We start from the raw sequence: 22,177 nt of genomic DNA, 5'->3' as shown, positions 1-22,177 counted from the left end.
CTGGGCCGGCGCTTCTTCTAAGCGGCCGCTTCGGCCTTGTCGACGGCAACACGCGGCACCGGTTGCGCCAACGCGTCCACAAAGTCCGGCGCCAGTGCCAGCTTGCCGAACCAGCCGTGCTGGGTGCCGCTGAGCACCCGCAACATATGCCCGCGTCCGCCGGGCACGCGTCCCATCGGGCGCAGCAGCAGATCGCGCCCGTGCGCCCAGAGATCGCGCTCGGACTGGAACAGCGGTGTCAGCCAACGGCTCCAGCGGTGATAGATCGCCACATGCGCCTGGCGCTCGCGCTGATAGTGCTGCAAGGCCGCATCCAGATCGGCGCCGACCCGCAAGGCATCGCGCAGCGCCAACGCATCCAGCAGCGCCATGTTGACGCCCTGCCCCAGCTGCGGACTCATCGCATGCGCGGCATCGCCGGCCAGCACGAAGCGACCGCGATGCCAGCGCGTGACCACCGCATCGCGATAACTTGCACGCGCCAATGCGCCATGCACTTGCACGGTTTCCAGACGCGCATGTGCATCCGGCCACATCTGCGCAATCTCCTGCCGCCATGCGGCAATGCCGCGCTGTTCCCACGCGGCAAAATCGCTGCACGGCAGGCTCCAGAAAAAACTCAGCCGCGGGGTGGCGTCGCCCGGGCGCGTGCCCACCGGCAGCAGGCCGATCATCTTGCGCGCGCCGACATAGCGCTGGCGCAACTCATCGACGAACGGCCAGTCCTCGCGTGGCAGCAAGCACCACAACGCACCCCACGGATACACCCGATCCAGCCGCGTGCCCTGCGCCTGCGCGCGCAAGCTCGACGCAGAACCATCGGCGGCGATGATCAGATCGTAGGGGCCATGCCAGTGCCCGCGCTGGTCCTGCACGCGCGCGCCGTCGTGATCGATCGCGGTGATCCGGGTATCCACATGCAGCTGCGCGTGCTCCGGCCAGGCCTCGCGCAACAGCGTAAACAAGGCGCCGCGCTGCATCCCCAGGCCCATCAGCCGCGCATCCAGATCGCGGTACTGCATGTCCATCACCGCGCGTCCGCACGGCGTTTCGCCATACAGCCGGCGCACCGGTGCGCCATGCGCGAGCGCCTGTGGCAGCAAGCCCATCTTCCACAGCACCTGCAACCCGCTGGGCTGCAGCAGGAAGCCCGCTCCCACCGGCCCTGGCGTGGCGGCACGTTCGAACACGTCCAGCCGGTGGCCGTCGGCGCCCAGCAGCACCGCCAGTGCCTGCCCCGCCGTTCCATAACCCACTACCGCAATGCGCAATGCTCGCTGCATGTCCTTTGCTCCCTGGACGGCACCGACCCCGCATGGGCCGATGCAAAAAAAACCCCGCCGTGGCGGGGTTCTTCAACCGCACAATCGAGTCACATCACTCGACCGGCGTGATGTTCGAAGCCTGGGCACCCTTGGGGCCCTGGGTCACGTCATAACTGACGCGCTGGCCTTCCTGCAGGCTGCGGAAGCCCTTGGAGTTGATCGCGGAGAAGTGCGCGAAGACATCGGCGCTGCCGTCCTCCGGTGAGATGAAGCCAAATCCCTTGGCGTCGTTGAACCACTTGACGGTACCGTTCGGCATGGTGATGCGAGACCTTTGCAATAATTAATGGGTGGTGTACGGCGATGCGTACGCGCCGAGTATGCAAAGCTTATGCCCCGATGACAATCACCCGCGTGCAAGTTCGCCGATCAGCTCCGGCAATCCGGACGAGGCGGCATCGACGTTGGCCAACACCTCCGCCATGGTGATTTCCTGCGCGTCGCCACAGCCGGCCGCCCAGTTGGCCACGATCGCCAAACATGCATATTCCAGGCCTTTTTCGCGTGCCAGAGCCGCTTCGGGCATGCCGGTCATGCCGACCAGATCGCAGCCGTCGCGACGCATGCGGGCGATCTCTGCAATCGTTTCCAGTCGCGGTCCCTGGGTTGCGCCGTAACATCCGCCGGCGACCATCGTGACGCCGGTCACCTTGGCGGCGGCGATGACCTTGCTGCGGAACATCGGCGAATACGGATGGCCGAAATCCACGTGCTGCACCTCGCTGCCCGGCTCCTCGCAGAAGGTGGACACGCGGCCCCAGGTGTAATCGATCAGCTGATCCGGGCACGCCAGCACGCGTGGGCCGAACTGCTCGGTGATGCCGCCGACGGTATTGAGCGCCAGCACCCGCGCAGCACCGATTTGCTGCAGCGCAGCGATGTTTGCGCGGTAATTCACCTTGTGCGGCGGCAGCGAATGGCCTTCGCCATGACGCGCCAGGAATGCCACGCGGTGGCCCAGCAACATGCCCACGCGGATCGGGCCGGAGGGCGCGCCATACGGTGTTTCGATGTCGTGCGTCTGCACCTGATCCAGCTGTGCGAGCTTGTAGACGCCGGTGCCGCCGATGACGGCCAATGCGATAGAAGTGGAGGACACAAGCAACCTCTGCAACGAAGGACAGAATGGTGACGCGCAGCCCTGCGCGCCGGGCTGCCCGCAGCGACGCGGGCAAACTGGGGCAGTTACTGCTTCATCGCGTAGATGGCGGGAATGCCGCGCAGCTGCTCGTTGACGTCCATGCCGAAGCCGAACACGTAACGGTCTGCCACTTCCACGCCGACGTAGTCGGCGGCCACACCAGGCACGCAACGGTCGTGACGCTTGACGGTCAACACCGCCACGCGCACGTCGGTGGCGCCCTGCTCCAGGCACCACTGGCGCACGCCCTGCAGCGTGTAGCCCTCGTCGAGGATGTCGTCGACCAGGATCACCCGGCGACCGAACAGCGCAGTGGCCGGACGGTGCTTCCACACCAGCTCGCCGCCGGTGGTTTCGCCGCGGTAACGGGTGGCATGCAGGTAATCGAACTGCAGGTCCTGGCCGCGTGCGCCCAGCTCCAGCGCCAGCTGGCCGGAGAACGGCAACGCGCCGTGCATGATGGTGAGATACACCGGCACCTCGCCGGCATAGTCGCGCGCGATCGCGTCGGCAATGCTGGCGACAGCCGCATCGATGGCAGGGCGGTCGACCAGCAGATCGGCTTGGGCCAGGGCCTGGGAAATGGTGAGCGTGGACATCAGGCAGTTGTTCCGAAAGAGGCGGAAAGGGGAGTGGTGAATGAGGCGTCGGAGCCGGCGAGCAGGCCATCCCAGCCCAGCGCGCCGCGGCCGATCAGGCCGATCAATGCTGCGGTGTTGAGGCTGCGGCCTTGCACGGCCTGCAGCGATTCGTCGACCAGTTCCGGGTGGCAGACCAGCACCACGTCGCAACCGGCATCCAGATGCGCATGCACCCGGCCGGCCACGCCGCCGGCGCTGAACGAGGCAGCCATGCCGATGTCGTCGGAGAACACCACGCCGCGAAAGCCCAGTTGCCCGCGCAGGATTTGCTCGATCCAGCGCGGCGAATAGCCGGCCGGTTCCGGGGCGACCTGCGGGTAGACCACGTGCGCCATCATCACCGCGTCGGCACCGGCCTCGATGCCGGCCATAAACGGCAGCAGATCTTCGGCCAGCAGGACCTCCAGCGGGCGCGGGTCGCTGGCATGGTCGACGTGGGTGTCTTCCAGCACGGTGCCGTGGCCGGGGAAATGCTTGAGCGTGGCGGCCATGCCGGCGCCGTGCAGCGCCTGCACATAGGCGCGGGTGAAGCTGGCCACGATCTGCGGATCGTCGCTGAAGGCACGATCGCCGATGGCGCGGTTGCCGCGGCCCAGGTCCACCACCGGCGCGAAGCTCAGGTCCACGCCGCTGGCACGCACTTCGCTGGCCATCAGCTGCGCATGCGCGCGCGCGGCGGCGAGCGCGGCCTCGGGGTCCTGCACGTACTGCGCGCCGAAGCTCTGCAGCGGCGCCAGGGCGCTGTAGCCGTCGCGAAAGCGCTGTACGCGCCCGCCTTCCTGGTCCACGCAGATCAGCACCGGGCGCGGTGCGGCCGCGCGGATGGACGCGGACAGCTCGGCCACCTGCGTGCGCGAGGCGAAGTTGCGCTTGAACAGCACCACACCGGCGACCGCGTCGTGCTGCAGCCAGTCGCGTTCCTGTGCGCTGAGTTCGGTACCGGCAACGCCGATCAGAAGCATGTTGGGGGACTCCCGGGCCAGGCGCCACGTTGGCGCAGCGCGGCATTGTCGCAGATGCGCGTTGCAGCGTCAGATCGCGCATTCAGGCAGGCCCGTGTCTCGGGCCGTCTCCGCCCGGTCGCTGCCCTTCGGCTGCAGCTCAAAGCACCTCCAGATTTGCCCGCCAATGCGCGGCCTGCGCCTGCACCTGCTCCAGCACCTCCGGTGCCATGGCGTCGAGCTGCCGGTACGGCAGCGCCAGGCGCTCGTTGGCGCCCAGCAGCGTGCGCTGCCGCGCCAGGAAATCCCAGTACAGCGCGTTGTACGGACAGGCCTGCGGGCCCACCCGCACCTTGCGCTGATAGCGGCAGCCACCGCAGTAATCGCTCATGCGGTCGATATAGGCCGCGCCGCTGATGTACGGCTTGCTGCCGAGCAGACCGCCGTCGGCGAACTGGCTCATGCCGACCGTATTGGGCAGCTCCACCCACTCGAACGCATCGATGTAGATGCCCAGATACCAGCGATGCAGGGCCTGCGGGTCCAGCCCTGCCAGCAGCGCGAAATTGCCGATCACCATCAGCCGCTGGATGTGGTGCGCATGCGCGTTGGCCAGCGAATTGCCGATCGCATCGGCCAGGCAACGCATGCCGATCTGCCCGTCCCAGAACCAGTGCGGCAGCGGCGCATGCTGGTCGAGCCGATTGGACAGCGCGTAACCGGGCATCTGCGACCAATACACGCCGCGCACGTACTCGCGCCAGCCCAGGATCTGGCGGATGAAGCCTTCCACCGATGCCAGCGGCGCATGCCCGTCATGCAGGGCCGCCTCCGCGCGCGCGATCACCTCGCGCGGATGCAGCAGCTTGACGTTGAGCGCGAACGACAGCAGCGAATGGAACAGCCGCGGGCTGCGCGTGCTCATCGCATCTTCGTACCGACCGAAGTGCGGCAACGCATGCGTCATGAAGGCGTTCAGGTGCTGCAAGGCTTCGTCGCGGTCCAGCGGCCACGGCAGCGCATCGGCATTCGGCGCACCGAAGCTGCGCACCCCGGCCGCCTCGATGACACTCCACAGCGCGCGGTGATCGTGAGCGGCGCGCCACTCCTGCGGTGCGGGCGGATCGCCTGGCCATGGCGCACGGTTGTCGTGATCGAAATTCCAGCGCCCGCCTTCCGGCTCGCCTGCGGCATCGAGCAGGATCCGGTGCCGGCGGCGCATCTTTCGATAGAACACTTCCATGCGCCATTGGCCGCCAGCACGAAAACACCCGGCCACCTCATCGCGCTCGGTCAGGAAGTGTTCGCTGTCGACCATGCGCGTGGCGAACGGCTGCCGCGCGCACCACTGCTGCAATGCTTCGTCCAGCCGCCATTCGTCCGGCGCCTGATACTCCAGTTGGCTGGCGCGGTAATGCGCGATCAGCGCGTCCAGATTGGCGGGAATCGATTGCCGATTGCTGGGGTTGTCGATGGCCACGTAACGCACCCGATGACCGGCCTGCCGCAGGCGCGCGGCAAACGCGCGCATCGCCGCGAAGATCGCCAGGATCTTCTGCGCGTGGTGCAGCACGTAGTCGGTTTCCTCGCGCACTTCCATCAGCACGTAGACCACGCCCGCATCGGTGACATCGAACCAGCTGTGTTGCGGGTTGAGCTGATCGCCCAGGACTAGGCGCAGCGTGTGTGCAGCTGGCTGCGGATGACGCTCGCCTGCGGTCGCGTCAGGATTGCTCATCTATGCCGGGCGCGTGCACGCGCACAAAGCGTCGCAACGATCGATGTCGCACGCGCGCGCGCACTGCATAGCGGCACATGGTCTGTCATGCCTGCGCGGCCCGTTTGCGTTGGCGAACGGCCTGGCGTGCAGACGCGCTCTGCATCGACACGCCAGCGCATATCTCCCGCCGCGCATGCCACTGCATCACTCCTGCCCACTGCAGGCGGCATCGCTGGCACACACACGCGCAGCCAAGGCCACACCGCTTTGCCAGGCCCCTTCGACCTTGCCACCGGCCAACCAGTCGCCGCAGATGCCGATGCTCAGCGGCGCATCCCAGGCACAGCCGATCTGCAAGGCAGGCTCAGTGCTGGCCACCGTCCAGCGATACGCATCGCAGGACTGCGGCAGGGGCAGGCCAAGCGCGGCCAACGCGGGCAACACGCTGGCAATCACCGTTTCAGGCGTTGCGTCCAGATGCGCCCGACTCCAGTCGGCAGTGGCATGCAGCAGCCAGGTTTCCATACCATCCCTGCCCGGCTTGCTGGCGTTGCGTGCCACCCAGCGCAACGGGCCGGCGTTGACGAACAATGCGTCGTACCCGGGGTCGACCGGCATGTCGAAACGCAGCACCACCGCCCAGGCCGGCTGCATCCGTGCGTTGGCGGCCGTCGTCGCCAGCGTGGGCGCGCTGTCCGCCAGCAATGCAGCTGCAAGCGGTGCCGGTACCGCCAGCAATACGGTGTCGAAGCAGCAGCTGCGTGTCGTTCCGTCTTCTGCCACCTCCAGCTGCCAGCTCTCGCCATCACGCTGCAGCGATCGCACAGAGGCGCCCAACCGAATAGTCAGGGCCGCCGCCAGCGCACGCGCCGGTGCGCCCATGTCCGGCACCCCGACAAAGCGCGTCAACCCGCCCTGCGACGCACGCAGGTGGGCGCCATCCCAACTGGCGACGCGCGCAGGCCAGACCGCCGCAACGCCGCGCGCGATCCATGCATCCACCACTGCGGCAAACGCCGGGTCGCGGGCGGTGAAATACTGCGCGCCGTGATCGCACTGCCAGCCAGCGCCGCCACAGCTGCGCATGCGTCCGCCGGGCAGGTCGCCCTGCTCGAACAACGTCACAGCCAATCCCGAAGCCTGCAGCCGTTGCGCGCAGGCAAGCCCGGCCAGCCCGGCGCCGATCACCGCAACTGTCCTCGATGGAGTGGGCCGCGTCATCTCGTCAGCGGCAGGCCGTTGCAACACGCCGCCGGCCGTTCACACCGCGCAGCCGTCCGGCCCGCAGGCATCGGGACCGCCGATCGGCGCCGATTCGGCGGCCAGCTGCAACAGTGCCTGCGCAAAGCTCTCCGGCGGCTGCGCGCCCTGGATCAGGCTGCGTCCATCGATGACGAAACTGGGCACCGCACGGATTCCCAGCGCAGCGGCCTGCGCCAGTTGCGCTTGCACGGCAACGACGCCTTCGTCGGAGTCCAGCAACGCGCGCACGCGGGCCTCGTCCAGACCGCCGGCGGCCCCGGCAGTCACCAGTGTTGCGGTCGCGCCGACGTCTTGGCCTTCGGCAAAATGCGCATGGAACAAGGCTTCGATCACAGCCTGGACATCGCCCTCGCGGCTGGCCAGCCAGATCAGCCGATGCGCGCGCAATGTGCTGACCTGCACCTGTCCACGCCCGAAATCGAACGGCAGGCCTTCGGCGCGCGCAGTGGCCTGGGTCTGCGCCAGCATCTGCTCCACGCGCGCAGCACCGCCGAACTTTTGCGCCAGCGCATCACGCAGCGGGGTCGGCTCCAGGCCAGCATCGGGGTCCAGCTGGAAGGCGTGGTAATGGATGTCCAGCGCCGGTGCCTGCGCACCGAGTGCGGCCACCGCCTGCTCGAAACGGCGCTTGCCGATCCAGCACCAGGGGCAGACCACGTCAGACCAGATATCGATGCGCATGGGCGGGGAGTGGAAATTCATCATTGGGGACTCGCAAAGCATAAACCCAATACCAAGGCAGGGACTGGGGGGGCGCAACGCAATCAGCCCCAACTCCGACGCATCGCGTTAGCTTTTACGAATCCCGAATCCCGAATCCCGCCCTACAAATCCCCGCTCCAGTGCTTGAACGGGTGCGAGGCCAGGGCCAGGTTGTAATAGCGCACATCGTCGGTGACTTCGGCGCCGATCCAGTCGGGTTTGGCGAAGGCCTCCTCGGCATCGCCGAGTTCGATCTCGGCCACCACCAGCCCGGCGTTGTCGCCGAGGAATTCGTCCACTTCCCACACATGCCCCTGGTACTGGACCAGGTGCCGGCGCTTGTCGATCAGACCGCCGACACACAGCGCCAGCAGCGCACGCGCCTCGACCACCGGAATCGGATATTCGAACTCCTGCCGGGTATGCCCCACCTCACGCGATTTCAGATTGAGAAACGCGCCCTCGCCCTGGATGCGCACCCGTACCGACGCGTTCTGCGCACCGCTGCGCAGCGCCTCCTGGTCGTTGATATAGCCCTGCGCCATCGGGATCACCGCATGCGCGGCACTGCGCCAGCCCTCGCCGGTGACCAGGAATTTGCGTTCGATTTCGATGGGCATGGGAATCGGGAATCGGGAATCGGGAATCGGGAATCGGGAATCGGGAATCGCAACAGCATACGGCGAACCGCCTCTACGATTCCCGATTCACTATTGCCGATTCACCGCCTCTCGAACACCGCGATGCTCTCCACATGCGCGGTATGCGGAAACATGTCCATCGCGCCAGCGGCCTTGAGCGTGAAGCCCTGCTCGTTGACCAGGTAGCCGGCGTCGCGCGCCAGCGAGCCGGGGTGGCAGCTCACATAGACGATGCGCTCGAATTTTTTCAGCGGCAGCTGCTGCAACACTTCAAGCGCGCCCGAGCGCGGTGGGTCCAGCAGCAGCTTGTCGAAGCCCTGCCGCATCCACGCCGCGTTGCGCTGGTCCTGGGTCAGGTCGGCCGCATGGAACTGCGCATTGGTCAGACCGTTGCGCTGCGCGTTGTCCCGGGCGCGTGCCACCAGCCCGGCATCGCCCTCCACGCCGACCACTTCGCGCACACCGCGCGCCAGCGGCAGGGTGAAATTGCCCAGCCCGCAGAACAGGTCCAGCACGCGGTCGTCCGGCCCGGCGTCGAGCAGCGCCAGCGCATGCGCGATCATCTTCTGGTTGAGCGAGGCGTTGACCTGGATGAAATCCAGCGGCCGGAACGCCAGCTCCACATCCCACTGCGGCAGGCGGAACGACAGCGGCACCTCCTGCGGCCATAGCGGATGCACGCTCTCCACGCCACCGGGCTGCAGGAAGATCGCAAAGCCGTGCGCCTGCGCGAATGCGGTCAGCACCTGCAGGTCGCGCTCGCTGAGCGGCTGCAGATGGCGGATGGTCAACACCACCGCCTCGTCGCCGGCAATGAATTCGATCTGCGGGATATCGCGCTTGCCGTCCAGGCCTTCGACCAGCGCCGCCAGCTGCGGAATCTTCTCGCCGATCTGCGGGATCACCGTGTAGCAGACCGACAGATCGGCCACGAAGCGCGGATCCAGCTCGCGAAAGCCGACCAGGGTCTTGTCCTTTTTTTCGACGCGACGGACCGAAAAGCGGCCCTTGCGCCGATAGCCCCAGGTATCGCCGACCAGGGCCGGCAGCACCGCCTGTGGTGTGACGTGGCCGATGCGCTCCAGGTTGTCCATCAGCACGCGCTGCTTGGCCACGATCTGCTGCGACTCTTCCAGATGCTGCAGCACGCAGCCGGCGCAGACGCCAAAATGCGGGCAGCGCGGGGTCACCCGCTGCGGCGATGCCTCCAGCACCTCCACCGTCCTGGCCTCGTCGAAATGCCGGCTGCGCGCGGTGGGTTCGGCCCGCACCAGCTCACCGGGCAAGGCGCCACTGATGAAGGTGACCTTGCCGCCCTCGCCATCGCGGCGGGCCACACCGCGCCCGTCGTGGCTGAGGTCGGTGATCGCGGTCTGGAACGGAGTACGGTCGAAGCGGTTTCGGGTTCTGGCCACGTGGCGACGAGCTGCGGGCAAAAAGGGTGCGTATTGTCGCAGATGCGACCGATCCCGGCCGCTTCGCGCGGTGGAACAATTGTCGTGCCCCGCAAACACAGGCACACTTCCGCTGCACGCGGCTGCTAGGACGCGGCATCGCTGACAAGGAGGCAGCATGAACATGGCGACACGCCAGGAACCCCAACCACGCCTCTTGCTGGTAGAGGACGACCCGATCAGCCGTGGCTTTCTGCAGGCGGTGCTGGAAGGTCTTCCCGCCCATGTGGATTGTGCAGACTCGCTGTCGTCGGCACTGGACCGTGCGCGCGCGCGTCGCCACGACCTGTGGCTGATCGACGTCAATCTTCCCGATGGCACCGGCAGCGGCCTGCTGCGCGCACTTCGCCTGCTGCACCCGGACGTGCCTGCACTGGCCCATACCGCAGACACCACCACGGCCATGCAACGCAGCCTGCAGTCCGATGGTTTTCTGGAATTGCTGGTGAAGCCGCTGACCTCCGAGCGCCTGCTGCAGGCGGTGCGTCGTGGGCTGGCGCGCGGCCGCTACAGCGTGGCGCCGGTGGGCGTGGTCGACATCGCCGCCAGCGATTGGGACGAGGCGGCCGCGCTCAGCGCGCTCAATGGTCAGCAACACCATCTCAACGCGCTGCGCGAATTGTTCCTGGCCGAGTTGCCGGGCACCCGCGACGCGGTGGATTCGGCCTTGCAGGTCAGCGACGATCAGGCACTGCGCAGCCATCTGCATCGGCTGCAGGCCAGCTGCGGTTTTGTCGGCGCGGCACGGCTTGCCGGCGCAGTGCGCCTGCTGCGTGGCGACCCGCATTCCAGCACGGCGCAGACCCAGTTCCATGCGGCGGTGGCTGCACTGCTGCACTGAAGGAGGACTGCAGCGCTGTCCCTGGGCCCGGCGCAGCGTTGGCGATCGGAACTGGTGACATTGAGCACCATGCATGACGATGGTTCCGCATGGAGTTCAACGCGCATCCGGCGACTGCTCGCAAGACTGGTAGACCTGCCTTGCGACCCTCAACGCCGCCGCGCCAGATCCTCGAGCATCTCCCAGGATTTCAGCCCGCGTCCACTCAGGTGATGCAGCAGCACGCCCCGCATGCTGCGACGCAGGCCCGGCATGTCGTCGGCCGCCGGCATGACGTCCTGGCCCAATGCCAGCAGCGCCGCACCGGTGACGGTGTCGCGCCGGTCCTGCGCCATCGCCTCGCTCAGTACGCGCAGCGCGCCCTCCTGCGGATCGAGCCGGTAACGCGCCGCCGGGTCGATCGGCTGACCGTCGCGGTCGTGCTGCAGATCGAACGCAAAGCCCAGGCCTTCGAGCACATCGCGCTCGAACTGGCGCAGCCCCCAGGCCAGCGGCAGGCCGGATGCCAGATGCGCACGCGCCTGCGCATAGCAATCGAACAACTCTGGCACCGGGTCGTTGCGCGGCGCCAGGCGCAGCAGCAGTTCACTGATGTAGAAGCCGGCCAGCATGGATTCGCCCGCCAGGCGGGGGGCGGTATCCAACGCTTCGGCCTGACGCAGCTGGGCCAGTTCGCCGCGTTGCACCGCAGTGAACTGGATCAACTGCAGTGGCTGCAGCGCGGCCCGCAAGGCCTGCTTGCGAGGCCCGTGCACCCCACGCGCCAACAGCCCGACCCGGCCATGCTGCTCGGTCAGCACTTCCACCAGCAGGCTGGTCTCGCGCCAGGCCCGCACATGCAGGATGAAACCGCGTTCGTGTTCGATCAGCATGGTCTGTTATGCGGCAGGGGGCGCGATTGCAGGACACAAGAGCGGCCAGCAGCGATGACCGCCGTGAGCCGCTGCCGGCAGCGCAGCTGGTCGCAGCCGTCGACGGCAGCCGCCGCAATGGCCAGGCGCGATCCGGTGCATCGGGACATCGCTTGCATCGCAGCCCCATGTCCGTGCCGGTGCCGGCGACCGCATCGACAGGCTGTCAGCACGGCACTGGCACTGGCGCCAGCCAGGGCCTCACTCGTATCCGAACGCCTTCAATGCCGCTTCGTCGTCCGACCAGCCTTCGCGCACGCGCACCCAGGTCTCCAGGAATACCTTGGCACCGAACAGGCGCTCCATCTGCAGGCGCGCCTTGCCGCCGATGTCCTTCAGGCGGGTACCGCCCTTGCCGATCACGATCGCCTTCTGACCTTCGCGTTCGACCCAGATCACCGCGCCGATGCGCAGCAGCGCGCCATCTTCGGCAAAGCGTTCGATCTCCACCGTGGTGGCATACGGCAGTTCTTCGCCGAGCTGACGCATCAACTGCTCACGCACCAGTTCCCCGGCCAGAAAACGTTGGCTGCGGTCGGTGATCTCGTCCTCGCCGAACATCGCTTCGGCCTCCGGCACTAGCTTGAGCAGGTCGCCGACCAGCGCCTCCAGGCCCTTGCGCTTGAGCGCGGACACCGGATGCACCGCAGCGAACGTGCGCCCCTCGCTGACCTGGGCCAGGAACGGAAACAATGCGGTCTTGTCCTTGAGCCGATCGACCTTGTTGACCACCAGCACCACCGGCACTCCGGCGTCGCTCAGGACCTTGAAGGCCAGGGTGTCTTCGTCGTCCCAGCGGCCGGCTTCGATCACCAGCACCGCCGCGTCCACGCCTTCCAGCGAGCCGCGCGCGGCGCGGTTCATCACCCGGTTCATTGCGCGCTTCTGCTCGCGATGCAGTCCGGGCGTGTCGACCAGCACCAGCTGCCCTTCGGGAAAGGTGGCAATGCCCAGCAACCGATGGCGCGTGGTCTGCGGCCGGTTGGACACGATGCTGACCTTGGCGCCGACCAGGGCATTGGTCAGGGTGGACTTGCCGACATTGGGCCGGCCGATCACCGCAACGCTGCCGCTACGGTGGGGGGAAGAGGTTTCGCTCACGTGTTGGAATCCAGTTGTGCGATGACAAGGGTGGCCGCCTGTTGCTCGGCGAGGCGACGCGAGCTGCCCTGGCCTTCGGCGCGGGCGACGGGCTGTTCCAGGATGCAGGCGACATGGAACTGCTTGGCATGTTCGTCGCCGCTTTCGCTGATCAGCGCGTAAGTGGGCAATGGCAGCTGCCGCGCCTGCAGCCATTCCTGCAGCCGGGTCTTGGGGTCTTTTTCCGCCTTGCCCACCGGCAGCGCCGCCAGCGAGGGCTCGAACCACGGCAGCACCACCGCGCGGCAGCGTTCGAAACCGCAGTCCAGATAGATCGCCGCGACGATGGCCTCGACCGCGTCGGCCAGGATCGAATCGCGTCGATGACCGCCGGATTTCAGCTCGCCCGGCCCCAGCGTCAGCCGCTCGCCCAGATTGAGGGTGCGGCCGATCACTGCCAGTGCCCCTTCGCGTACAAGTTCGGCACGCGCGCGGGTCAATGCACCTTCGTCGGCCTTGGGCCAGCGCTGATACAGCGCCTCGGCGACCAGCAGGTTGACGATGCCGTCGCCGAGAAATTCCAGTCGTTCGTTATGCGGTGTCCCGGCGCTGCGGTGCCGCAGCGCCTGGGCGAGCAATCCCGGATCGGCAAACGCATGCCCGATCGGATCGCCGCGCTGGAAAGTCCTATTCGCCACCACGCCTCGTCAGATCCTGTGTGGTATCGAACTTGCCGACCACGTCGAGATTGCCGACCAGCTCACGACGTACTTCGTAGTTGACCTTCATGCGCCAGCCACCTTCGATGCGTTCGAACTTGACGTTCTCACGCTTGACGCTTTCGGATGCATTGATATCAAGACGCTTGAACAGCATGTCCTGCAGCTTGGATGGATCCATGTCGGCACTGCCGCCTTCGTTGGCCAGGCCCTTCATCGACGTACGCACTGCGTAGTATTCCTGGTACATCGGAAACAGCTTCATTCCGATATACAGCGCGAACCCCACCACCGCCAGCACCACCACGAACGACGTCAACGTCATACCGCCTTGCTTGCGCTTCATTGTGCTTCCCCCGGCACGCCGTGCGTGCATTACTGGATTCCGGTCCCGATCCGCGAAGGATCGAAACTCCCCTTGCAGAACCACCCTTCGCAATTGAGCCAGATCAGGAACGCCTTGCCGCGCAGGTTGGCTTCCGGCAGGAAGTGCGTCTGGGTCCAGAACCGGCTGTCTTCGCTGTTGTCGCGATTATCCCCCATCACGAAATAGCTGTCCGCCGGCACGGTCCAGTCGCCCTGCCCGGCCGGCATGTTGCGATCGACCCACTCCAGCACCGTGTGGGTGCGGCCCGGCAAATCCTCGACCAGCAAGGTGGTGCCGGTCATCTCGGCGCCCTTGCCCTTGCCGATGTATTCGCCCTTGACCGTGTAGCGCATCGGCTTGTCGTTGATGTACAGCGTATCGCCGTGGAAGCCGATCTTGTCGCCCGGCAGACCCACCACGCGCTTGATCCAGTTCTGGTCCGGCGCATGCGGCGGCTTGAATACCACCACGTCGCCACGCTTGGGCTCGCCGGTCGGGATGAACTTGGTATTGGTGATCGGCAGACGGAACCCGTAAGCGAACTTGTTGACCAGGATGAAATCGCCGATCAGCAGATTGGGCATCATCGAACTGGACGGAATCTTGTACGGCTCGGCCACGAAGCTGCGCAGGATCAACACCACCGCCAGCACCGGAAAGAAGGCGCGCGAGTAGTCGATGATGGCCGGCTCGCTGTCCAGCAGACCGGCGCGTGCCGCGCGGCGCTTGGCCAGGAACAGCTTGTCCAGCAGCCAGATGAAGCCGGTGCCCAGCGTCAACACAACCAGGGCGATTTCAAACCATTTCATTGATGTTCCTTTCGGAAAGGGAATCGAGAATCGAGAATGGGGAATCGGAACAGCAGGAGCGCTTGCGCTCTTACGATTCCCGATTCCCGATTTACCATTCCCAGCTACTTATCCATCTGCAAGACAGCCAGGAAGGCTTCCTGCGGAATCTCCACGCGGCCGACCTGCTTCATGCGCTTCTTGCCTTCTTTTTGCTTTTCGAGCAGCTTCTTCTTGCGCGAAACGTCGCCACCATAGCACTTGGCCAACACGTTCTTGCGCATCGCCTTGACCGTGGAGCGCGAGATGATTTGCGAGCCCACGGCGGCCTGGATCGCCACGTCGAACATCTGCCGCGGGATCAGGTCCTTCATCTTTTCGCACAGTTCGCGGCCGCGCCGGTCGGCGTAGCTGCGGTGCACGATGATCGACAGCGCATCGACCTTGTCGCCATTGATCAGCGTATCCACGCGCACGAACGGGCCGGCATCGAAACGCAGGAAGTGGTAATCCAGCGAGGCGTAACCGCGCGAGACCGACTTGAGCTTGTCGAAGAAATCCAGCACCACTTCGGCCATCGGCAACTCGTAGCTGATCTGCACCTGGCTGCCCAGGTAGTTGATGCCGATCTGGGTGCCGCGCTTTTCTTCGCACAAGGTGATGATGTTGCCGACGTAATCGGGCGGGGTGAGGATGTTGGCGCGGATGATCGGCTCGCGGATCTCTTCCACGTTGTTGAGCGGCGGCAGCTTGGATGGATTGTCCATCGGGATGATGCTGCCGTCGGTCTTGAGCACCTCGTAGACCACGGTCGGCGCGGTCGAGATCAGGTTGAGGTTGTACTCGCGCTCCAGCCGCTCCTGCACGATCTCCATGTGCAGCATGCCCAGGAAGCCGCAGCGGAAGCCGAAGCCCATCGCTTCGGAGCTTTCCGGCTCGAAGCGCAGCGCCGCATCGTTCAGGCGCAGCTTGTCCAGCGCCTCGCGCAGATCCGGGTAATCCTCGGCATCAACCGGAAACAGGCCGGCGAACACGCGCGGCTGCATTTCCTGGAAACCGGGCAGCGCATGCGGCGCCGGGTCGGCCGCCAGGGTCAGCGTGTCGCCGACCGGTGCGCCATGCACGTCCTTGATCGAGGCGTTGATCCAGCCCACTTCGCCGGCGCCCAGCGCGGCGAGCTCCTTGCGCTTGGGCGTGAACACGCCGACCTTGTCGACCAGATGGGTGCGGCCGGTGGACATCACCAGGATTTTGCTGCCCGGCTTGATCTCGCCCTGCATCACGCGCACCAGCGACACCACGCCCAGGTAGTTGTCGAACCAGGAGTCGATGATCAGCGCCTGCAGCTTGTCGGTGTCGCGCGGCTTGGGCGGCGGAATCCGCTGCACGATCGCTTCCAGCACCAGATCGATGTTCAGACCGGTCTTGGCGCTGACCGCCACCGCGTCTTCGGCGTCGATGCCGATCACCGCTTCGATCTCGGCCTTGGCCCGCTCGATGTCGGCGGTCGGCAGGTCGATCTTGTTGAGCACCGGCACCACTTCCAGGCCCTGCTCCACCGCGGTGTAGCAGTTGGCGACCGACTGCGCTTCCACGCCCTGGGCCGCATCCACCACCAACAGCGCACCTTCGCACGCGGCCAGCGAGCGGCTGACTTCGTAGGAGAAGTCCACATGCCCGGGGGTGTCGATGAAGTTCAGGTGGTAGACCTGCCCGTCCTTGGCCGTATACGGCAAGGACACCGACTGCGCCTTGATGGTGATGCCGCGTTCGCGCTCGATCGGGTTGGAGTCCAGGACCTGGGCCTCCATCTCGCGCGCCTGCAGGCCGCCGCACAGCTGAATGATCCGGTCGGCCAGGGTGGATTTACCGTGGTCGACGTGGGCAATGATGGAGAAGTTGCGGATATTCCGCATTGAATCAGAGGACATTGAGGTGGGCGCCGGCGGTGCCGTCGTCAGGGTAACGCAGCATTATCGCACGGTCGGCCCCTTTGGGGCCGGGGATTGGGGAATCGGGATTCGGGAATCGCAAAAGCCAGGCGGGCTATCGCCTCGCGGAGCCGCTCTTGCCATTCCCGATTCCCGATTCTCCATTCCCTCCGTTAGCCGCCGGCCTTCAGGGCCACATAGCTGGTCGCCTTGCCGTCGGTGACCAGCAGCATGACCACGTCGCCCTTCTTGTAGCTGGACAGGGCGCGGTTGAGGTCGGCGACGCTGCCGACCTTGGTGCGGCCGACGCGGGCGATGACCAGGCCCGGCGACAGCGGCGGTTGGGTGCTGCGTGCGGCCGCGCCGGTCACCGCGGCGATGCGCACGCCCTCGCCGGCCTCCAGGCCCAGGCGGCTGCGCTCGGCAGCGGTGAGATCGGCGACCTGCAGGCCGAGCAGCTCCACGCTGGCCGGGGCGCTGGGCTTGGCGTCGTCGGCCGCGGTACGCGGGGCGGCGTTGCCGGCGGGGTTGTCCAGCGTCGTCAGGGTAACCGCCACCTTGCGCGGCTTGCCATCGCGCAACACGTCCAGGTTGACCTTGGTGCCCGGCGCCATCAGCCCGATCATCGGCGGCAAATCGCTGGCGACATCGATCGGCTTGCCGTTGACGGCGCGGATCACATCGCCCACCTCGATCCCGGCCTTGGCGGCAGGGCTGCCGGGCGGAATGTCGTTGACCAGCGCGCCGCGCGTATCCGGCAGGCCCAGGCCCTGTGCCTTGAGCGAGTCGATCGGGCCGACCGCCACGCCCAGCATGCCGCGGCTCACATGGCCGGTGGCCTTGATCTGCTCGGCAGCGCTGAAGGCCAGGTCGATCGGGATCGCAAAACTGATCCCCATGTAGCCGCCCGAGGCGGAGAAGATCTGCGAATTGATGCCGACCACCTCGCCGCGCGTGTTGAGCAAGGGGCCGCCTGAGTTGCCCTGGTTGATCGCCACGTCGGTCTGGATGAACGGCACGTAGCGCTGATCCGCATACGGATTGCTGCGCCCGGTGGCACTGACGATGCCGGCGGTGACCGAGTGGTCCAGGCCGAACGGCGAGCCGATCGCCACCACCCACTGGCCCGGCTTGAGCGTGTTGGAATCGCCCAGGCGCACCGTCGGCAGGCCCTTGGCCTCGATCTTGAGCAGCGCCACGTCGAACTGCTCGTCGCTGCCGACCACCTTGGCCTTGAACTCGCGGCGGTCGGTCAGCTTGACGGTGACCTCGCTGGCGCCATCGACCACATGGTGGTTGGTCAGCACATAGCCGTCGGCGGAAATGATGAAGCCCGAGCCCATCGACTTGCCGGCGATGCCGCCATCGTCATCGCCGCCCTGGCCCGGCCCCTGGCGCGGCCCGCCCGGCATCTGGAAATCCGGCCCGAAGAAGCGGCGGAAGAATTCCGGCATCTGCTCGTCGCCGGGCATCGCGCCGCCGTCCTGCCCACCCGGACCACCACGCCGCTGGCGCGCCATGGCGTCCTTGCGGGTGATGGTGGTTTCGATATTGACCACACCCGGGCCGACCTGCTCGACCAGATTGGTGAAGTCCGGCAAGCCGCTCACCAGCTGCGGAGCCGGGATGGCGCTGCGGTTGGCGGCAATCGGGGCAACATCCTTGGCCGCGGGCGCGGACTGCTGCGCGCAGGCGGCCAGCGGCAGGGTCATGGCGATCAGGCCGAACATCTGGGTGCGAATGCGGTGGTTCATCAGGTTGCCTCCGATGGCAGGGCGACAGGGGCCAAAGCCCCTGCCACTGCAGGGGTCCGGCACGATAACGGGAGGGAGGGCGCCGAACGGATGAAGATCGGCGGCGGCATCAATCCTGCGGCGGCTGCACCGGCAGCGGCCGGTTGGGCGCAGGGCTGGCAACACCCTGCGGCGCAGGCTCGAACGGATAGAACGCGGTGCCCTGTCCGCCTTGGCGGAAGCTGGCATTGAGCGGACTTTCGCCGGCACCGGACAGCGCCGCACGCGGCCATGGGCGTGCCTGCAAAGTGGTATCTGGATGTGTGAACGGATTCGATGGCGCCGCCGCACCGGCCGTGGCCGTCGTCGCAGCGGGAGCAGCGGACGCCAGCATGCGGGTTGGCGCCTGCTGCTGACGCGAAGCGACGCTGCGGGCGACCTGCTGGTTGCGTGTGGCCGCGCCACGCCGCGTGGACGCCAGCGCGGCGGCCGGCACCGCTGCGGCCAGCGCGGCCACCTCATCGGGAGCGGCCGGGCCGGGCTCGGCCGGAGCCTTCGGCGCTGCGGGCGTGGCGAGGGCCTGCTTAGCCGCCGGTAGCTGCGCTGTGGTGGCGAACACCGGGACCTGCTCGGCCGGCGATACGCTCTCGGGCAGGCGCTCGCGCGCCATGAACAGGGCAATCGCCGCGACCGATGCCGCAATCGCTGCGCCACCACCCCAGCGCCAGCGCGTGGCCGGACGCGTGGCCGGCTGCGCCTGCGGCACCGGCTCATCGGCGATGGCGCTGCGCACGCGCGCGGCAAAATCCAGCGGTGCCGGCGCGCTGGCCGCACCGCGCAGCACATCGCCGCACAGCTGCCAACGCTCGTGGCAGCCGGCCAGGTCTTCGTCGTGGGCCAGGCGGCGCAGCAGGAAGCGCGACTCGTCGGCGCTCAATTCGCCATCCACCAGCGCAGACAGCTGCTGGCGGTAGTGACGCTCGAACTTGTCGGTGGTGGACATGGCAGGGTTATGGCTCATACACGGTGTCGCTCACGGGTAGCGCTTTCGGTCTCCAACAGAGGCCGCAGCTCGATGTCGATGGCCTCGCGCGCCCGGAAGATGCGCGAGCGCACCGTTCCGATCGGGCAATCCATCTTTCGCGCGATTTCGTCGTAGCTCAGCCCTTCCACCTCGCGCAGGGTGATGGCCGACCGAAGTTCTTCCGGCAGGGCTTGGACCGCACGCATCACCGTTTGTTCCAGCTCCTGTCGCATCAATTCGCGCTCCGGGGTGTCGGTATCGCGCAGGCGGGTGGCACCATCGAACTGTTCGGCATCGCTGATCTCGATATCGTCGGTGGGCGGGCGGCGGTTGTGCGCAACCAGATGGTTCTTGGCAGTGTTGACGGCAATGCGGTGCAACCAGGTATAGAACTGCGAGTCGCCGCGGAAACTGTTGATCGCGCGGTAGGCGCGTACAAACGTATCCTGGGCCACGTCCTGGCACTCGCTCCAGTCGGCGATGTAGCGCCCGATCAACGCAACGATGCGGTGCTGGTATTTGCGCACCAGCACATCGAACGCTGCGCTCTCGCCGCGCTGCACGCGCCGGACCAGTTCCAGGTCCAGCTCCTGAGGTGTATCGACTTCGGCCATGTCGGGCCGCACTCCTGTCAGCCCACCGAAGTCGGGCAATGAGACAACCATTGAAAAGAAAAGTTCATACCGATCCGTATGATCGTCACGCATCAGACTAGCTGCACCGATGCGCCACTGGCGACGCCTCGCACGAGGCGCGCGCCGCCCTGCCGACAGGTATGGGTATTTGACGTGAAGGAAACAACCTCTGGATGATAACGACCTTTCCTTATATCTCCGGACGGCCAGACGCATGCTTCCAGGTTTCGACGGGCTCCGATTCAGCCATTGGCAGGCCGACCTGCGCGAGGACGGCGTGGTCGTGCTCAGCCTTGATCGTCAGGGCGCACCGGTCAACGCGTTTTCGCAGGAGGTGCTGCTGGAACTGGGCGCGCTGGTCGAACGCCTGGCGCTGGACCCGCCCAAGGGCGTGGTGCTGCGCTCTGGCAAGCCCAACGGCTTCATCGCTGGCGCCGACCTGAAGGAATTTCAGGAGTTCGACCGCAAGGGCACCGTCAACGATGCGATCCATCGCGGCCAGAGCGTCTTTCAGAAGCTGGCCGAACTGCCCTGCCCCACGGTCGCGGCGATCCATGGCTTCTGCATGGGCGGCGGCACCGAGATTGCGCTGGCGTGCCGGTATCGCGTGGCCTCCGACGATGCCGGCACCCGCATCGGCCTGCCGGAAACCAAGCTCGGCATCTTCCCCGGCTGGGGCGGCAGCGCCCGCTTGCCGCGCCTGATCGGTGCGCCGGCGGCGATGGACCTGATGCTGACCGGCCGCACCGTCGCGGCCAAGGCCGCCCGCGCGATGGGCCTGGTCGACAAGCTCGCCGCACCCGCGGTGCTGGTCGATGTCGCCGCCGCGCTAGTGCTCACCGGCAGCAAACGCCCATTCAAGCAGCGCGCCACCGCGTGGGCCACCAATACCTTGCTCGCGCGCAAGCTGCTGGCGCCACAGATGCGCAAGCAGGTCGCACGCAAGGCGCGTAAGGAGCATTACCCAGCGCCCTACGCCTTGATCAATGTGTGGGAGCGTGCCGGCGGCAGCGGCATCCAGGCGCGCCTGGCGGCAGAGCGCAAGGCGGTGGTCAAGCTCGCCAGCACGCCGACCGCACGCAACCTGATCCGCATCTTCTTTCTCACCGAGCGCCTGAAGGCGCTGGGCGGCAAGGATGCCGGCGCTACGGCGCTGGCTCCGATCCGCCATGTGCATGTGGTCGGCGCCGGTGTGATGGGCGGCGATATCGCGGCCTGGGCGGCGTACAAGGGCTTCGAGGTGACGCTGCAGGATCGCGAGCAGCGCTTCATCGATACGGCGCTGGGCCGCGGCGGCGAGTTGTTCGCCAAGCGCGTCAAGGACGAGGCCAAGCGGCCGGCGGTGGCGGCGCGCCTGCGTGGCGACCTGGCCGGCACGGGCGTGGCGCAGGCGGACCTGGTGATCGAAGCGATCATCGAGAACCCGCAGGCCAAGCGCGAGCTGTATCAGTCCATCGAGCCGCAGCTCAAGCCTGATGCCTTGCTGACCACCAACACCTCGTCGATTCCGTTGACCGAGCTCCGGGGGCATATCCAGCGCCCGGCGCAGTTTGCCGGCCTGCACTACTTCAATCCGGTATCGATAATGCCGCTGGTGGAGATCGTGCAGCACGACGGGCTGGATCCGGCCAACGTCGCGCGCCTGGCGGCATTCTGCAAGGCGCTGGACAAGTTCCCGGTACCGGTGGCCGGCACGCCCGGCTTCCTGGTCAATCGCGTGCTGTTCCCATACCTGCTCGAAGCGGCGACCGCCTATGCCGAAGGCGTACCGGGCCCGGTGCTCGACAAGACCGCAGTGAAGTTCGGCATGCCGATGGGGCCGATCGAACTGATCGACACGGTGGGGCTGGACGTTGCCGCCGGCGTGGGCGCGGAGCTCGCCCCGTTCCTGCACCTGCCGATTCCTGCGGCGCTGGCCACCGTGGAGCCGGGCAAGCGCGGCAAGAAGGACGGCCAGGGCCTGTACAAGTGGGAGAACGGGCGCGCGGTCAGGCCCGAGGTCGCCAGCGGCTACGAGGCGCCGGCAGACCTGGAAGATCGCCTGATCCTGCCGCTGCTCAACGAAGCGGTCGCCTGCCTGCACGACGGCGTGGTGGCCGATGCGGACCTGCTCGATGCCGGCGTGATCTTCGGCACCGGCTTTGCCCCGTTCCGCGGCGGCCCGATCCAGCACATCCGCAGTGTCGGCGCCGACGCCTTGCTGGCACGTCTGCAGGCACTGCAGGCGCGCTATGGCGAGCGTTTCGCGCCGCGCCCGGGCTGGGAGTCGCCGTTGCTGCGTGAACCGGTGGAGTGAACCGTCGACGCTGTCTTCGACGTC

General features: G+C 66.7%; 21 protein-coding genes. 2 read left to right on the top strand and 19 right to left on the bottom strand.

Annotated elements, in window-relative coordinates; all coding sequences use genetic code 11:
• Positions 1–17 precede the first annotated feature (17 nt).
• The 10 genes from AC06DU_RS06570 to rlmD all read right to left on the bottom strand — a co-directional run bounded on the left by AC06DU_RS06570 (position 18) and on the right by rlmD (position 9,789).
• Positions 18–1,283 (bottom strand): FAD-dependent oxidoreductase, encoded by a 1,266-nt coding sequence (locus AC06DU_RS06570; protein ID WP_478203849.1) that lies wholly within the window; start codon positions 1,281–1,283, stop codon positions 18–20.
• 94 nt (positions 1,284–1,377) lie between these two features.
• On the bottom strand, positions 1,378–1,584 hold the full coding sequence (gene cspE, locus AC06DU_RS06565) for a transcription antiterminator/RNA stability regulator CspE (RefSeq protein ID WP_003488188.1): 207 nt from the start codon (positions 1,582–1,584) through the stop codon (positions 1,378–1,380).
• Positions 1,585–1,671: 87 nt separating this feature from the next.
• On the bottom strand, positions 1,672–2,424 hold the full coding sequence (locus tag AC06DU_RS06560; protein ID WP_039809937.1) for an S-methyl-5'-thioinosine phosphorylase: 753 nt from the start codon (positions 2,422–2,424) through the stop codon (positions 1,672–1,674).
• Positions 2,425–2,510: 86 nt separating this feature from the next.
• Positions 2,511–3,065: a hypoxanthine-guanine phosphoribosyltransferase gene (locus tag AC06DU_RS06555; RefSeq protein WP_016903731.1), complete on the bottom strand. Its 555-nt coding sequence runs from the start codon at positions 3,063–3,065 to the stop codon at positions 2,511–2,513.
• Positions 3,065–4,069: a beta-N-acetylhexosaminidase gene (gene nagZ, locus AC06DU_RS06550; RefSeq protein WP_046342111.1), complete on the bottom strand. Its 1,005-nt coding sequence runs from the start codon at positions 4,067–4,069 to the stop codon at positions 3,065–3,067. Before nagZ ends, AC06DU_RS06555 begins: the two co-directional genes overlap by 1 nt.
• Positions 4,070–4,208: 139 nt before the next feature.
• Positions 4,209–5,786, bottom strand: a complete 1,578-nt coding sequence (locus AC06DU_RS06545; protein WP_478203848.1) for a cryptochrome/photolyase family protein — start codon at positions 5,784–5,786, stop codon at positions 4,209–4,211.
• Positions 5,787–5,972: 186 nt separating this feature from the next.
• The gene (locus tag AC06DU_RS06540; RefSeq protein WP_478204376.1) at positions 5,973–7,013 is read right to left on the bottom strand and encodes an NAD(P)/FAD-dependent oxidoreductase; all 1,041 of its coding nucleotides are present in this window, start codon (positions 7,011–7,013) and stop codon (positions 5,973–5,975) included.
• A 15-nt stretch (positions 7,014–7,028) separates the two neighbouring features.
• Positions 7,029–7,712: a DsbA family oxidoreductase gene (locus AC06DU_RS06535; RefSeq protein WP_065031836.1), complete on the bottom strand. Its 684-nt coding sequence runs from the start codon at positions 7,710–7,712 to the stop codon at positions 7,029–7,031.
• Between the two features lie 143 nt (positions 7,713–7,855).
• Positions 7,856–8,353 carry a CYTH domain-containing protein gene (locus tag AC06DU_RS06530; protein WP_478203847.1) on the bottom strand — a complete coding sequence of 166 codons (498 nt, stop codon included), beginning with the start codon at positions 8,351–8,353 and terminating at the stop codon, positions 7,856–7,858.
• A gap of 101 nt (positions 8,354–8,454) precedes the next feature.
• On the bottom strand, positions 8,455–9,789 hold the full coding sequence (rlmD, locus tag AC06DU_RS06525) for a 23S rRNA (uracil(1939)-C(5))-methyltransferase RlmD (protein WP_478203845.1): 1,335 nt from the start codon (positions 9,787–9,789) through the stop codon (positions 8,455–8,457).
• A 157-nt stretch (positions 9,790–9,946) separates the two neighbouring features.
• Between rlmD and AC06DU_RS06520 the strand changes: the two genes are divergently transcribed.
• Complete coding sequence (locus AC06DU_RS06520) at positions 9,947–10,669, top strand: response regulator (RefSeq protein ID WP_046342105.1); 723 nt, start codon at positions 9,947–9,949, stop codon at positions 10,667–10,669.
• Positions 10,670–10,818: 149 nt separating this feature from the next.
• On the opposite strand, the gene recO is transcribed toward AC06DU_RS06520, so the two are convergent.
• The 9 genes from recO to rpoE form a co-directional block, all read right to left on the bottom strand.
• Positions 10,819–11,541: a DNA repair protein RecO gene (recO, locus tag AC06DU_RS06515; RefSeq protein ID WP_065046536.1), complete on the bottom strand. Its 723-nt coding sequence runs from the start codon at positions 11,539–11,541 to the stop codon at positions 10,819–10,821.
• A gap of 240 nt (positions 11,542–11,781) precedes the next feature.
• Positions 11,782–12,681 (bottom strand): GTPase Era, encoded by a 900-nt coding sequence (era, locus tag AC06DU_RS06510; RefSeq protein WP_024938032.1) that lies wholly within the window; start codon positions 12,679–12,681, stop codon positions 11,782–11,784.
• Positions 12,678–13,358, bottom strand: a complete 681-nt coding sequence (gene rnc / locus AC06DU_RS06505) for a ribonuclease III (RefSeq protein WP_039511552.1) — start codon at positions 13,356–13,358, stop codon at positions 12,678–12,680. Before rnc ends, era begins: the two co-directional genes overlap by 4 nt.
• Positions 13,348–13,755 carry a DUF4845 domain-containing protein gene (locus AC06DU_RS06500; protein WP_411862790.1) on the bottom strand — a complete coding sequence of 136 codons (408 nt, stop codon included), beginning with the start codon at positions 13,753–13,755 and terminating at the stop codon, positions 13,348–13,350. The genes rnc and AC06DU_RS06500 overlap by 11 nt, the downstream gene beginning before the upstream one ends.
• Positions 13,755–14,555: a signal peptidase I gene (lepB, locus tag AC06DU_RS06495; RefSeq protein ID WP_011036465.1), complete on the bottom strand. Its 801-nt coding sequence runs from the start codon at positions 14,553–14,555 to the stop codon at positions 13,755–13,757. The genes AC06DU_RS06500 and lepB overlap by 1 nt, the downstream gene beginning before the upstream one ends.
• 104 nt (positions 14,556–14,659) lie before the next feature.
• On the bottom strand, positions 14,660–16,450 hold the full coding sequence (lepA, locus tag AC06DU_RS06490; RefSeq protein ID WP_024938035.1) for a translation elongation factor 4: 1,791 nt from the start codon (positions 16,448–16,450) through the stop codon (positions 14,660–14,662).
• Positions 16,451–16,638: 188 nt separating this feature from the next.
• Positions 16,639–18,219: a DegQ family serine endoprotease gene (locus tag AC06DU_RS06485; RefSeq protein ID WP_478203844.1), complete on the bottom strand. Its 1,581-nt coding sequence runs from the start codon at positions 18,217–18,219 to the stop codon at positions 16,639–16,641.
• A 109-nt stretch (positions 18,220–18,328) separates the two neighbouring features.
• Complete coding sequence (locus AC06DU_RS06480; RefSeq protein WP_478203842.1) at positions 18,329–19,219, bottom strand: sigma-E factor negative regulatory protein; 891 nt, start codon at positions 19,217–19,219, stop codon at positions 18,329–18,331.
• A complete protein-coding gene (gene rpoE, locus AC06DU_RS06475) occupies positions 19,216–19,836 on the bottom strand; it encodes an RNA polymerase sigma factor RpoE (protein WP_016903799.1) in 621 nt (206 codons plus the stop codon). The genes AC06DU_RS06480 and rpoE overlap by 4 nt, the downstream gene beginning before the upstream one ends.
• A gap of 235 nt (positions 19,837–20,071) precedes the next feature.
• On the opposite strand from rpoE, the gene AC06DU_RS06470 reads away from it, so the two are divergent.
• On the top strand, positions 20,072–22,153 hold the full coding sequence (locus AC06DU_RS06470) for a 3-hydroxyacyl-CoA dehydrogenase NAD-binding domain-containing protein (RefSeq protein ID WP_478203841.1): 2,082 nt from the start codon (positions 20,072–20,074) through the stop codon (positions 22,151–22,153).
• The last annotated feature ends 24 nt before the right edge of the window (positions 22,154–22,177 follow it).

The organism is Xanthomonas sp. NCPPB 3200 (assembly GCF_056393585.1).
This window is presented reverse-complemented; position numbering and strand designations above follow the sequence as displayed.